The organism is Legionella steigerwaltii, assembly GCF_001468065.1.
GTDB lineage: Bacteria > Pseudomonadota > Gammaproteobacteria > Legionellales > Legionellaceae > Legionella > Legionella steigerwaltii.
Genome location: NZ_LNYZ01000005.1, coordinates 50,807 through 65,118, shown reverse-complemented (window position 1 = coordinate 65,118; position 14,312 = coordinate 50,807). Strand labels below are relative to the sequence as shown.

Genomic DNA, 14,312 nt, shown 5'->3' with positions numbered 1-14,312 from the left:
GGTGCAGCGTAGCGGAACCCGGGGTTAAGAAGTTTGTTCAGGTCTTGAAAACCCGGGTTCCGGCTGCGCCTTCACCCAGGCTACAATTAATAAAGAGGCATTTTGAAGACGTTTGGGGCTACCTAAAGCTCTGCTTCTTTCAAATTTGTGGTATTGGCATTCTTCTTTGCTTTTCTTTTTTCTTGCCAAGTCATCAACATGACAAAAAATGCTGGCACAAAGACCACCGCAAGGCATGTTGAGGCCAACATACCACTGCACACGGCAATACCAATCGAGCGTCGTGCGTTGGCACCGGCACCGGTAGCGAATACTAAAGGCATCACGCCGAGAATAAATGCAAACGAAGTCATCAAAATAGGGCGAAAACGTGTTTTAGCACCAATTACAGCGGCTTCCATAACGGATTTGCCATGAAGCTCGTGTTCCTCTCGTGCTACCTCAACAATCAAAATAGCATTCTTCGCAGCCAATGCAATCAGCAGTAATATCCCGATTTGGGTATACATATTATTGGAAAGACCCAGAGCGGATAAAGCCAACACCGTTCCAATTAAAGCTAAAGGCACGCTTAACAGAATTGCTGCAGGCGCAATCCAGTTTTCATATTGGCCTGCCAAAATCATATACACCAAAACGAGTGACAGGATAAAAATATAATAACTCATATTTCCGGCAATTTTTTCCTGATAGGCAGTACTCGTCCATTCATAAGATATCCCTGCTGGCAACACTTCTTTAGCGACGCGCTCCATCGCTTGCATGGCTTGACCAGAGCTATAACCTTTCGCTGCCATTCCATAAATATTGCTGGAAGGATATAAATTATAAAGAGAAATAATGGGTGGGCCTACGGTAGGTGACATATCAGTCAGTGTTCCCAATGGCACCATTTCACCCGATTGATTCCTCACATAGAAATTACGTACATCGCCAACCGTCATCCGAGAGTCTGCATCCGCTTGGACATAAACCTGAAATACCTGTCCGAATTTTGAAAAAAGGTTCACGTAAGAGGAGCCAAGGTAGGTTTGCAATGTTTCGGTTGCATCACCCACCGTAACGCCCAAAGCTTCTGCTTTGACCCGATTGATGGGTGCAGCAAGCTGCGGTGCTGATGCACGAAATGAAGACATCAATCGTTGCAATTCAGGTTGCTGGCTTGCATAGTAAATCAACTGGTCCGTCGCGCTTTGTAGTTTGCGATAATCAAATGATCCATCTTGCAGTTCAAGTTGCATTTGGAAACCGCCTGAAGTACCTAGGCCTTGAATCGGCGGCGGGATCATCACCAAGACTTTCGCACCCAAGGTTTTTCCAGCAATCTCATTCAGCTTATTGTACAAGGAAAGCAAATCCTCGCCTTTACCTCGTACACTCCAATCTTTAAACATCACATAAAGGACACCCCCATTGGCAAGGGGCGCACTATTATCCAAAAGGGAGATCCCATCAATGGTAATGACATTCTCTATGCCGCCAATTTTCGCGACCTGGTCGCTTAAATCATGTAACAGTGCTTCGGTTCGCCCTAAACTGGACCCATCGGGTAATTGGACGTTCAACATCGCATAGCCCTGGTCTTCAATTGGAATAAACCCCGTAGGAATACGACTAAGACCAATAATCGCCAAGACTACGAGTAAAATACCAATGAGACATACTGTTTTATTTCTATGAACAAGCCGGTCTATGAAGCTAATGTAGTTATTTTCTATAGGGTAATAATACTTATCAAACAAACGAAAAATGAAGTTTTTCTCTTTCTTCGTATCAATTGGTCTAAGCCACATAGCACACTGGGTGGGTTTCAAGGTCATGGCGTTAATCGCACTGATAAACGCAGTAGCTGCAATAACCAATGCAAACTGGGCATACATCGCTCCAGTTAATCCTGGCATAAACCCTGCAGGAACAAATACCGCCATTAATACCAGCGTAATTCCAATAATAGGCCCTATTAATTCGGCCATCGCATTAATTGCTGATTGCTTGGGCGTGGTACCACGCTCAATATGCTGGGTTACCCCTTCAACAATTACAATCGCGTCATCCACCACGATTCCGATTGCTAAAACAAGTGCAAATAAGGTTAATAAGTTGATGGAATAATGGAGTGCAAACATAGCAAAGAATGCACCAATGATGGTCACCGGTACAGTGGTGGTGGGTACTAAGGTAGCACGCGCGTTTTGTAAGAACAGCAAAATCACAATTAACACCAAAATACCTGCTTCAAACAGAGTTTTATACACCTCGTCAACGGAAGCTTTTACGAAAATCGTGGTATCAAATGGAATCGTATACTCCATCCCTGGAGGGAATTTTTTTGCCATTTTTGCCACGGCTTTACGCACTTCATCTGCTACTTGCAGTGCGTTGGCACCTGGAAGTTGATAAATGCCGATTGCCGCAGTCGGCTTGTTATTCAGTTTTGCAAGCTGGGCATAGCTATTCGAACCTAATTCAACACGCCCAACATCACGGATGCGTACAATTTGCGCACTAGTACTTGCATTCGCATTTTGATTTGGTTTTTGGGCTACTGTTTTCACAATGATGTTTTCAAACTCACTGACATCAGCAAGTTGCCCCGGCACATTCACCGTAAATTGATAAGGCTGTTTTCCTACTGCAGGTGGTGCTGCAATTTGCCCAGAAGAAACCTCTTGGTTTTGATGGCTAATGGCTTGCAGAACATCACTTGGATTAAGTGAGTAAGCCAACATTTTTTTGGGGTCCAACCAGACACGCATTGCATAAGTACCTGTTCCAAAAATAAGCACATTCCCTACGCCAGGCAAACGCGCCAACTCATCTTGCATATTAATTGCAGCATAGTTATCAAGGAATAATCCATCGAATTCACCATTTTTGGACGTTAGTGTAATAAATTGCAAAATCGCGGTAGATTTCTGCTGGACCACCACACCTTGCTTTTGCACTGACTGAGGTAACTGCGCCATGGCTGCTTGTACCCGGTTTTGTACCAGCACTTGCGCAAAATTCAGATCCGTACCAATAGAAAAGGTAACAATAAGCGTGTAAGCCCCACTGTCCGTGCTGGTAGATTGCATATATAGCATGTTTTCCACCCCATTCACTTGCTGCTCGATGGGCAAAGCGACGGTTTTGATTAGTGTTTTCGCATCTGCACCAGGATAGGTGGTTGTCACCTGAATGGTGGGGGGAACAATAGCAGGATATTGAGATACAGGCAGCGCAATAATTGCTACCAATCCCAGCAGCACTATGAGTAGCGCAATAACGTTTGCCAAAATAGGCCGCTCAATAAAAAATTTAGAAATCATTCTGCCGTCTTCTCACTTTTTGTAACAATCCCTGAACAATTAATGGTGTCAACTTAGTGGGTAGCCTGGGTGAAGGTCCGAAGGACCGAAACCCGGGTTTCACTTCGTTTCACCCAGGCTACACGTACTTTTATGAACGTTTGGTATACTTACACCCCTACCCGAATAACGCTCCCTGACACATCTAAATTAATGCTTCGCCTCTTCATTCTTTTTATTCGCTTGACTCTCTTTCGTTTGTGTTGCCTGCTCTTGCGGCGCAACCTTATTACCTGGAGTTGCATATTGCAGGCCATCAATAATTACTCTGTCTTGGGCATTAAGTCCCGAAGCGATCCCCCGCATTCCATTCTCCACGCTACCCAAAGTGACCCTTTTCGACACAACGACATTGTTGTTATCCACGGTCAATACATAAGCGCCGATTTGATCGTAAAGAATTGCGGAATCAGGGACTGTCAGTTGCTCTTTTGGTTTGGATATCGCCACACGTACCTGCACAAAGAGTCCAGGTACAAAAACATAATCTTTATTTTGCAAAAGCGCGCGGAGCTCCATGGTGCCTGTAGACGCATTAAGACCCGTGTTCACGAAATCAAGTGTTGCCTTATACTTGAACGTAGTATCGCCTTGTAAGCTAACTTCGACAGGAATTTGTTTAATATCTTCGGGTTTAAATCCATGTGCACGTGCTGCTGCACGCAATTTAATTAAATCGATTTCATTCAAATTAAAGTAAACATAGATGGGATCAATCTGCTCAATAGTTGCTAAATTCGTCGCTTCACCGTGGCCCACAAGATTGCCAACGTCAACTAAATGTCGACCAATTCTGCCATCAAAAGGGGCGGAAATATGTGTATAACTGTAATTAATTGCCGCGTTTATTTCTTCGGCTTCTGATTTATCCAATTCTGCGGCAATCTCTAGGGTTTTGGCGTACCATTTTTCTACTTCATTTAGGGAGGTAGCATGCTCTTTATACATACGCTGTTGGCGTGCATATTCTGATTTGTTATAAACAAGTGATGCCTTTGCTGCAGCGACAGTCGCCTTAGCCGCCCTAAGTTTTTCAAAATACGGCTCAGGCTGAATGACAAAAAGCTCTTTTCCTTTTTTAACAAAAGTGCCATCAACAAACTCAATTGAATCAAGGTAGCCTTCAACACGCGCAACCAGATTAACAGAATTAAATGCTACCGTATTGCCTGTTTGGGTAACATATTCCGCCATTTCTGCTCGTATTGGCTTTTGCACAACGACTTTAGGCGGGGGGATCGTTGGAACATTGCTTTTGCCAAAAAAATGCACAATCAAATAGATGAGAACTAAAATAGCAACAGCTATCCCTGCAATTTTGACTGATTTCGAATCTTTATTAAAGTTCATACCCGATACCATTTTATTTATTCCCAAATTTCCTTTTTTCTTTAAAAGAGGAAGGTTTGATGCTTAATATACCCTCACCCCTCGCCCCTCTCCCGATAACGGGAGAGGGGATTTTTTAATGTATTCCTCTCCTAACATGGAAAAGGACTATTTTAATGTATCCCCTCTCCTAACATGGAAAAGGACTATTTTAATGTATCCCCTCTCCTAACATGGAAAAAGGATTATTTTAATGTATCCCCTCTCCTAACATGGAAAAAGGATTATTTTAATGTATCCCCTCTCCCGTTATCGGGAGAGGGTTAGGGTGAGGGTATATTCGCACCTCGCTCACCCAGCCTCTCTTTCAACACTAGAAGAGAGACTTTCTCCTCTACCACTTAGGCAAATAAAGCTCCTTTATTGCTTCTTTTTTAGTTCGTGGTGGCTCATGGTTTTGCTGTTTAAGCAAAGTACCCCAATTTGTTCGTGCAGCCATGTCCGCTTTAATTTGTGGTGGTACCACATCATTAGTTCCACGTATTTCCCAGCCACCGCCAAGCGCACGATAAAGCGCGACTAAGGCTAGCGGAATATTTGCTTGTGCATTAACCAAAGCAGTCTGCACACTTAATTGTTGCTGCTCCGCATTAAGCACCGGTGTGAAATCTGTTTCTCCGTTAATATACCGGATGATTGCGAGCTTCAGTGTTTTGATTGCAGCAGTATTTGCTTGAGTTAAGGCGCGTTCTGCTTTTTTTGCTTCAATATAAGCCGTAATATTGTTTTGAACTTCTTGCTGCGCTTTTAGAACTAAATTGACATAATTTAATACGGATTGCTGAAATACAGCATCTTGTGCCCGCACCGCGTTAGTGATTTGGCCATAATTGAGTATTGGCCAGGTCATGGTCGGCCCTGCAGTTATTGAGCGATTTGACCAATTAAACAGATCGGAAAGTGAATTTTGCCCAATACTGTTTGAAGAAAAAACAAATGTTCCATTTAAGGCAAAAGATGGAAAAAGATTTGCTTTTGTTGCGCCTATCTTAGCGGATTGCGATATGGCATCCATACGTGCCTGATAGATATCTGGTCGACGCGCCAATGTTTCTATAGGGATTCCAACCGCCACCGTTGAAGGTGCTTTGGGGATTCCTTTGCTTTTCCTTAGCTGTTCATCAACACCATTCGGTACTGTACCTAATAAAAGTGCCATGGCATTTTTTTGTTGTTCCAAACTATTTGCCAGCGGAGGCAGAGACGCTTCGGTTTGTGACAGTTCTGTTTGTGCTTGCTCCACATCAATCAAGTTGGTTTGACCCGCGTTATATCGCGCTTTGGCTATTTTTAACCCTTCCTTTTGTACTACGATGTTGGCTTTTGTTACTTTGATTTGTGCCTCATAAGTACGAACCTGGATGTACGTGCTGGCAACGTCCGCCGTAAGGGTAACCAAAGCATTGTCATATGCAGCAATCGAAGATAAAAAGGCAGCATCATTCGCTTGAATCGCCCTTCGATATTTACCCCAAAAATCAATTTCCCAATTCGCGGCAAACCCCAGTGAGAGGGTTTCAAAAGATGAAGGCAAAACCTTTTGCAATTCACCACCACCAATTTCGTAATAGGTGAAATTTCCGGTTGCGGCCTGTTGTTGTGGATACAGCATGCCTACCGACTGCGCTAACAGAGCGCGAGTTTGTAACACTCTTACCCCGGCAATCTGTACTGTTAGGTTATTGTAATACCCTTCATAAATTAATGAGGTAAGAACTGGATCATGAAAAACGTGCCACCATTTTATCGTTTTAAATGGAGCCTCTTTTACCGTTGCGTCCTTTTTTGGCCAATGTGCAGCAACCGGTTTTTTGGGCTCTTTATAATTAGGCCCAACCATGAAACAGGCGCTCAGTAGCAGGCAAGCAACAAAGGTAAAAATTTTTAACATAGGTGCTAAGATTTCCCTATCTAAACAATTTTCCATTATTGGAAATGATTAGCCGTTATTACTTTCCAGAACTTTATCATTACTCCGAATTATTTGATAGATCATTAGGTTAAATATTGGATGAAGCGAGCTGATCGCTCTCTGTAAAAAACGTGTAGCCTGGGTGCAGCGCAGCGTAACCCGGGATAAAGAAGTTTATTTAGGTCCAGAAAACCCGGGTTACGCTGCGCTTCACCCAGGCTACAATTGCTTAGAGATTATTCAGAGGTAATGACTTGTAATTGAGTCACATTTTGCAAGCCACGCGGTAATCGATTGCCTCGACGTCCACGCTCGCCTTTATAATGATCCAGGTCGGCCCCTTTCAACGTAAAATGGCGTTTTCCCGCATGTACGGTGAGTGAGTCATCTGCTGAGAGCACTTGCAAATCAATCACATACTCTTCGCGTGATGCTGCTTTAGCAGAAGGGATACTGATTAATTTATTTCCCTTCCCGCGCGATAATTCCGGTACTTCTTTGGCTGAAAAAATGAGTAATCGACCTGCGCTGGTAGCACAGGCAACAAACAACTCATCGTGTTTAGGTAGTATTCGCGGTGGCAAAATATGGCTAGCGTCAGGCAGCTTAATACACGCCTTTCCGTTGCGATTTTTTACATAAAGATCGGCGATTTTGGCAATAAAACCATATCCAGCATCACAAGCTAATAACACCAATTGTTCAGGCTCGCCTCCAGCTACCGCTTCGAACAACGCACCTTCGGCGGGATTAAGCTTACCTGTCAAAGGCTCACCCTGGCCCCGAGCAGAGGGTAAAACATGGCCTGGCAAGGAATAGACCTTACCTTCGCTATCAAAAAAGAGAATTTGCTGGTTTGAGCGCGCCATGGCTTGCGCTTTGAACTCATCACCTGCTTTGTAACTTAGCTCACTACCAAGAACATCATATCCTTTAGCCGCTCTTACCCAGCCTTTTTTGGAGAGCACTACAGTAATAGGCTCATTCGGTAAAATATCCTCTTCTTTTAATGCTTGTGATTCTTGACGGGCAATAATTGGAGAGCGGCGGCCATCGCCAAACTCATCCCTGTCTCTAATAATTTCCTCTTTAACCAACGCTTTTAGGCGTTGCTCTGAAGCGAGGATGTTTTGAAGATTATCTCGCTCTGCACAAAGTTCATCCAGCTCGCCACGTATTTTTATCTCTTCCAGTTTTGCCAAATGGCGCAATTTCATTTCTAAAATCGCTTCGGCTTGACGATCACTGAGATTAAAGCGAGCCATTAATCCTTGTTTCGGTTGTTCGTGCTCACGAATAATTGCGATAACTTCATCGATGTTCAGATAGGCAATCAGTAGTCCTTCCAGCACATGAATACGATCCAGTACTTTTACCAAACGATATTCCAAACGTCGTTTCACTACAGTTAATCGATAAAACAACCACTCCGTTAGGATATCCAGTAAATTTTTTACTTTGGGTTTGCCATCAAGTCCTATCATATTGAAATTAACACGATAACTTCGTTCTAAATCGGTAGTGGCAAATAAATGAGACATTAAGCCTTCCACATCGACTCGATTTGAACGCGGGATAATGACTAACCGAGTTGGATGTTCGTGATCGGACTCATCGCGCAAATCCTCTACCATAGGCAATTTTTTCTGTTGCATCTGCAATGCGATTTGTTCAATTATTTTGGCACCAGATACCTGATAAGGCAGAGCGGTGATCACTATATTTTGTTTTTCCTGGCTGTAAACCGCTCGCATTTTTATTGAGCCATTGCCTGTTTCATACAGCGTGGCAATTGCTTCAGGTGGCGTAATGATTTCAGCTTCAGTCGGAAAATCTGGTCCCTTGATATGCTGGGTAATTGCAGCCAAATCTGCTTGAGGATTATCCAATAAGTGCACACAAGCATTGGCTACTTCGGTTAAGTTATGTGGCAGAATATCCGAAGCCATCCCGACCGCAATACCGGTTGCACCATTTAATAAGATATTAGGTAAGCGTGCTGGCAATAATGCGGGTTCTTGTAACGTTCCATCAAAATTGTCAACCCAATCAACAGTACCTTGCAATAGCTCTGAAAGGAGCACTTCCGCATAAGGAGATAATCGAGCCTCAGTGTATCTCATGGCCGCAAAAGACTTAGGATCATCAGGAGAACCCCAGTTTCCTTGGCCATCGACAAAAGGATAACGATAAGAAAATGGCTGGGCCATTAATACCATAGCTTCATAACATGCGCTATCACCATGCGGATGGAATTTACCCAGGACATCCCCGACTGTACGTGCTGATTTTTTATATTTAGCCGTGGCTTTCAAACCAAGTTCCGACATGGCATAGATAATACGTCGCTGAACTGGTTTTAAACCATCTGCAATATGGGGTAAGGCCCTATCTAAAATGACGTACATTGAATAATCAAGATACGCTTTTTCTGTAAACTCAGTTAATGCTTTTCGTTCTGTAACTTCATTCATTGTTTTTTTATTCATGAAAATAATTATGTACTATTTAACCATTGGGATGCTCTATTGCAAAGTAATTTTAGCAAAGTTCGCATAGTGCATATAGAGAAATAACTTATATATTGTGAGTAACTTTACTCTTTCTTCGATATTCATTACGATTTAATTCGTAACCAACTGAAAATTAAAGCATTTTAAAAGATGTTGTTTTTTAAGTCACTTTTTGCCTGTGGATAACTTTGTGTATTGTGATTGAATAACCGTGCTAAGTCTTTGTAATTACCATAAAAAATTATGGCTTCTTTTTACTCACAATTTCCTATTGCAACGAATTGCCTGAATAATGATATATAATTGAATAAAGGGAAGAACAATTAATGGCTTGCCATGGCAGACAGCAAAAAGCAAAATCCAGACTCGCTAGTCACAGATTCTCGATTCAGCAAATTTCTGTTGTATTTTATTTTCATACCGGCACTGACTCTCGTATTAATTACCACAATCAATTAATTTGCAATCATGTGCACGTCTCAAGCGAAGAAAGCTCAACCTATCTTTGTGTTCCCCTAATGGCTCAGAATGATATTTACGGTTTATTGTATCTGGAACTCACCCAAGAAACTTCCTTTGCATTTTCTGAAAATCAGCAACTCTTAATTAATGCATTCTCCGAGTTAACTGCCTTAGCATTTGCAAACGTACGCTTAAGAGAAAATCTCCGTTATCAATCAATGCGTGATCCTTTAACTGGGTTATATAACCGTCGTTATCTAGAAGATTTTCTTTTAAAACAAATTCATCAAGCAGAGCGTACTAAATCCCCGCTTTCAATCTTACTGTTGGATGTAGATCACTTCAAAAAAATAAATAACTCGTACGGCCATGATGCGGGTGATGCTGCCTTAAAGGAATTAGGAAAAGTATTACAAGATGATATTCGTGTTGGAGATATTGCCGCTCGTTATGGTGGCGAAGAATTTATTATTGTTTTTTATGACACCGATGCGGAAACGATCAAAACTCGTGCTGAAAGCATTAGCCATCAAATTTCTCGACTACAAATAAAATACGGTGCTCAACATGTAGGTCCTATCACTATTTCTATTGGTATTTCCGTATATCCTACGCACGGGCACACAGCAGAGGCATTAATCGAATCAGCTGACAAAGCGTTGTATTTTGCAAAGGCAAATGGGAAAAATCAGGTTGTTTTATATTCGGATATAAAAACAAATGAAGCAAATACGAAACTTGATAAAGCCTAACATACAAGTACAGCTTTATTGTACTTAAACCAATGTCTGTGGGTATTCTTTTAACCCCGTAGTAAATTTATCTAAACTGTCGATGCTCTCTCCAAAAAATCTATCCCTGGATGACCATTAAAATCAAATTGTACTGAACTAATTCTATACTTCCATGATTTATTAGAACTCTGGAGCATATTCAATTTTGCTGTTCTATAATTAAACACATAAGTTAATAAAAGGTGGTATATCGTGGAATCAAAAACTGAATCAGCAAAACCAATGAATCTATCGAGTCTTACACTCACGGAATTGCAAGCAATTCACCTTAACTATGGAAATAACAGGTTGTTCAAAGCCAAACTTGAAACTGACATCTCAGGACAAGCAAGTTCAATATCACAAACAACAGCTATTAGTATCTTACAATTTCTTAAAAAAATATAGATCAACTTGATTTAAATGAGTCTTTTAAAGAAAAACTGAGGAACTACAAAGGAGAAGAAGTAGATAAAAATGGTGAGTTGTTTTATCTTGCTGGTCTTATTTTTGCATCCACAAGAGCCTCATATGATCCAGCACTTGATAGAATGTTCAAAACATCTACAGAGGCAGGGCGCAAATTACAATCTGAAGCGCTTGATTTTGCTGAAAAAACTCATTTGCTCAGTACCTTTAATAAGAATGGGTTTGAAACAATTACCCCTGCTGATTACAGTAAAGTAATGTCTACTGAACTAAAGACTCTAGCAGAGTACTATGAACGATTTGCAGCACAGCTTCTTGAATCAAAGGGCGCCACCCCAAAGGATGAAATCGATAAAGATGCCAACAGAACTCTTGATGCTTATAATAGTCTTGTTGAAAGGATAAAAGGAAATGGAATTTTGAGACATGGTGATAAAACCAAATTAATCGACCAAGAATCACATGTAATTCAAAAAGCAGCCAAGAATCACTATGCTTACCATCATCCAAAGTATGCACAAATAGATCGATTTATGGACATGAAAATCGATGCGCTTGATAAAGTTTCATTAAGTAAATTAAAGCTCCCTACCAACATAAAAAATATCTGGGAAATGATCAATTTATTAGCCAATTCCAGTAAAGAATCTTGTAAAGATCTTTGTGCCTACATGCATGAGCTGACATGGAATAAAACTGAGGACATCTCTAGTGAACAGTTAACTGAACTTCAGAAAAGATTTGAATCCGCCATAGAGGAATCTGCCAAAAAGCAATTTGGCGCAACCAGTTCAAAAATGATGGGTATCATTCACACGGCATACAATCAATTGAGTAAAGAACCTTTGGCTTTACGCCTCTCGGAGGAGCATATTAAGCTGATGGAAAGACATTCGCCCATTGCTGATTTTAAAGCGCGTTTCCAGACGTTTATCCCCAAGTTTGGTTCGAAGGATGAAGTAGACTCACCCGAACCGAAGATGTAATTACTCTTAGTGAATATACATTCAAGTATTACGTATAGCAACTGTCTAATTCATCGAAATAATATTGAACTAGGATATGATACAAAAACACGCGATCACATCAGTAGCGCTAGAACTCTCTTACTTCAATTTTAAATCCAGCCTTTTTTTATATCGAAACTTAACGTAAGCATTAAGATACCATCTTTTTTAAGTCATCATTTAACTGTTAAATGGACAACGGCTGTCTGTAGCCGTTGTCCCTAATTATAAACAAACTACGGCTAAGGAGGTCCGGTACTCACAATTGATTGTGGAACAGCTGGCGGATTACTAAAACCAAATTGAGTACACCAGGCAGGGTTAGAAGCAGGAGAACTACAGGACGTAATATTTGCTTGCGATAATGGCGCAACAGAGTTCAGTGTGAATTGGTAAACTCTACTGAGCGAATCCTGTAACGTTATTTGACAAGGATAATAGTCTTGTGGATATTCGATTGTAATTGAGCCACCTACTGCGAATTGATTTGGTGCTGTTCCAGCGCAGTCAGGTGTTTGTCCTGATGATGGGCAGCATACACCAAAATTTGTAAAGAACGGGCTAGTTGCTGGTGTACCAGGACTAACCACTGTTACAGCACTGTTACTAAATTGCAGTTGATTCGTCAAGCCGTCTGCACCTCCAACAGTTATATTGAGTCCGTTGCCTGTAGTGCTGACAAAAGCTACGGAATCATCTACAGAGAAGGCATATACATTCATATTCAGGGTTTGATGTATAAGCTGAGTATAAGGGTTGAAGTCCTCTACATAGCCTGGAGGCATGGTCAAGTAATTGTATTGTAATGCTATATAGGAGTTAAATGCTGCACCGCTGCTAGGTAGTACTTGGGCGGCGCAGAAAGATGCATAGCCGTAAATATTAGTTAGTAATTGGGCTGTCGGCGGAGATCCAGGATTACCACAGGCAGTCCAGTTGTTCTGGAACAAGTTGTTTACAGCCAGACAGTTCGGATCATTAGCAGCGATACAAGCATTCCAATTGTTTGTAAGCAAGGTGGTTACAGCTGTGTTGCTCGTTAGAGACGAACCGCCTACCATAGCATTAAAGGCACCAGGAACTCTTGGGAAAGGAAGATTGGCATATACAGGCCAACCTGTCTGAGTTACGAAATCACTCAGATTAGTCCTAAAGTTGTTCAGAGTAGCAGTCGAACCCATATAACCAACCAGGTTAGAACCGAAAGGTCCCATTGCTGCCGGCAAGTAAATTTGATCAACACCGGAAATATCGTAATTAATTTGAACCAGATAAGTTGGATAGGGAGGAGGCGAACCCGTAATTACAGACGCAAAAGTGTATTCCGTTAACTGATAAGGATCGTTAAGTGGCAGTATCCCCGTTGCGCTAAAATAGGATGTTGGCGCTGTGCAACCACTAATACACGTTATGCCAGGAGATTGCAATGTGATCGGAGTACCTCCGGCGTAAGACTGTGATGCTATCAAGTTCGATTGCACATCATAGAGATAGACGCGCATTGATTTCCACCAATCTACATACTGATCTGGGACACTGCCTCCAGACGGATTAGCAACCAAATCACTGTAAAACGGCACAGAGACAACTGTTGTTTGCCCTGGAGGTATTCCAACGGTTCCATTAACATAAGCCCTGTGTAATTTAGTGGCTGTAAATGTGTCTGTGCCTACATTGGTCACAGCAAATAAGCCTTGCATCCATGCATCCACATTCTGAATTGGCGCCTCAAAAACAGGATAGATTGTCTCGGTGGAATTATTATGGAAAGCAATTGACTTAATCGGTATAGGAGATACTTGAACAGTAAATGGCGTTCCTGCTACTGGAGCCGCATCATCTGCGGTTGCTGTTATCTGGATCACAGTAGTTCCATTAACGCCTGCTAAGGTGAAATAACCCGATTGTATGCCAACAATAACTCCCGGACCTGATATGATTGCAAAGGTGTAGGTAACAGTATGTCCTGAACTATCGGTAGCATTTGCAAGAAAACCACCAAAGCCATTTTCAGTGCTATCAGCTTGCGCAAAACCGCTATTAAACCCGGGCCATGTAATCGTAGGAGAAGAGGGTTGGGAAGTTGCTGTTGTCGTCACGGCAGGGAGGTTGATGTAGTATAAGCTGCCAACTGACACTTGCAGACGGTACGTCTGTGTCCCTTTTTTGGGTGTAACATTGAGCATAAATTGACAGCTGCGGCCTGAAGCCAATTTTTGCGTAGCGCAACTTCCAGTTACTGTCGCAGCCGGGTTGTCCACTGTACCCACTAACTGAATCGCTGGAAAGGACGCCGGGTAAGTGCTAGTACACGTATACGTATTTGTATAAGTCTGACCTGCTTGAGACTTGTCAGGAATCCCCTTATTCGTGAGAGTACAAGTAATGTGATCGACAGCATAACCCGTCATCGATATAAAAAATGTGATGGTAAAGATAAAATAACGTATATATTGTGTCACAGTCTTATCCTTAAA

The 14,312-nt window shown here is 41.9% G+C and carries 7 protein-coding genes and 1 pseudogene; 3 read left to right on the top strand and 5 right to left on the bottom strand.

Annotated elements, in window-relative coordinates; all coding sequences use genetic code 11:
- Positions 1-122: 122 nt before the first annotated feature.
- The 4 genes from Lstg_RS03610 to parC all read right to left on the bottom strand — a co-directional run bounded on the left by Lstg_RS03610 (position 123) and on the right by parC (position 9,140).
- Positions 123-3,311, bottom strand: coding sequence for an efflux RND transporter permease subunit (locus Lstg_RS03610; RefSeq protein WP_058476302.1), 3,189 nt, complete (start codon positions 3,309-3,311; stop codon positions 123-125).
- A 189-nt stretch (positions 3,312-3,500) separates the two neighbouring features.
- Complete coding sequence (locus Lstg_RS03605) at positions 3,501-4,700, bottom strand: efflux RND transporter periplasmic adaptor subunit (RefSeq protein WP_238585366.1); 1,200 nt, start codon at positions 4,698-4,700, stop codon at positions 3,501-3,503.
- A gap of 373 nt (positions 4,701-5,073) precedes the next feature.
- Complete coding sequence (locus Lstg_RS03600) at positions 5,074-6,630, bottom strand: efflux transporter outer membrane subunit (RefSeq protein WP_058476437.1); 1,557 nt, start codon at positions 6,628-6,630, stop codon at positions 5,074-5,076.
- Positions 6,631-6,887: 257 nt separating this feature from the next.
- Positions 6,888-9,140, bottom strand: a complete 2,253-nt coding sequence (gene parC / locus Lstg_RS03595) for a DNA topoisomerase IV subunit A (protein ID WP_058476300.1) — start codon at positions 9,138-9,140, stop codon at positions 6,888-6,890.
- A gap of 440 nt (positions 9,141-9,580) precedes the next feature.
- On the opposite strand from parC, the pseudogene Lstg_RS03590 reads away from it, so the two are divergent.
- The 3 genes and pseudogenes from Lstg_RS03590 to Lstg_RS03580 all read left to right on the top strand — a co-directional run.
- Positions 9,581-10,378 (top strand): annotated as a pseudogene (locus Lstg_RS03590) (GGDEF domain-containing protein); the annotation flags it as partial.
- A 234-nt stretch (positions 10,379-10,612) separates the two neighbouring features.
- Positions 10,613-10,807 (top strand): hypothetical protein, encoded by a 195-nt coding sequence (locus Lstg_RS03585; protein ID WP_058476298.1) that lies wholly within the window; start codon positions 10,613-10,615, stop codon positions 10,805-10,807.
- A gap of 143 nt (positions 10,808-10,950) precedes the next feature.
- A complete protein-coding gene (locus Lstg_RS03580) occupies positions 10,951-11,814 on the top strand; it encodes a hypothetical protein (protein ID WP_133129183.1) in 864 nt (287 codons plus the stop codon).
- Between the two features lie 263 nt (positions 11,815-12,077).
- Here Lstg_RS03580 and Lstg_RS03575 read toward each other — a convergent pair whose 3' ends face one another.
- Positions 12,078-14,297 (bottom strand): hypothetical protein, encoded by a 2,220-nt coding sequence (locus tag Lstg_RS03575; RefSeq protein ID WP_058476296.1) that lies wholly within the window; start codon positions 14,295-14,297, stop codon positions 12,078-12,080.
- Positions 14,298-14,312 lie beyond the last annotated feature (15 nt).

Bases quoted from the DNA above. Each gene is read 5' to 3' on its own strand.
- Lstg_RS03610 (WP_058476302.1), bottom strand. From the start codon at position 3,311: ATGATTTCTAAATTTTTTATTGAGCGGCCTATTTTGGCAAACGTTATT.
- Lstg_RS03605 (WP_238585366.1), bottom strand. From the start codon at position 4,700: ATGAACTTTAATAAAGATTCGAAATCAGTCAAAATTGCAGGGATAGCT.
- Lstg_RS03600 (WP_058476437.1), bottom strand. From the start codon at position 6,630: ATGTTAAAAATTTTTACCTTTGTTGCTTGCCTGCTACTGAGCGCCTGT.
- parC (WP_058476300.1), bottom strand. From the start codon at position 9,140: ATGAATAAAAAAACAATGAATGAAGTTACAGAACGAAAAGCATTAACT.
- Lstg_RS03580 (WP_133129183.1), top strand. From the start codon at position 10,951: ATGTTCAAAACATCTACAGAGGCAGGGCGCAAATTACAATCTGAAGCG.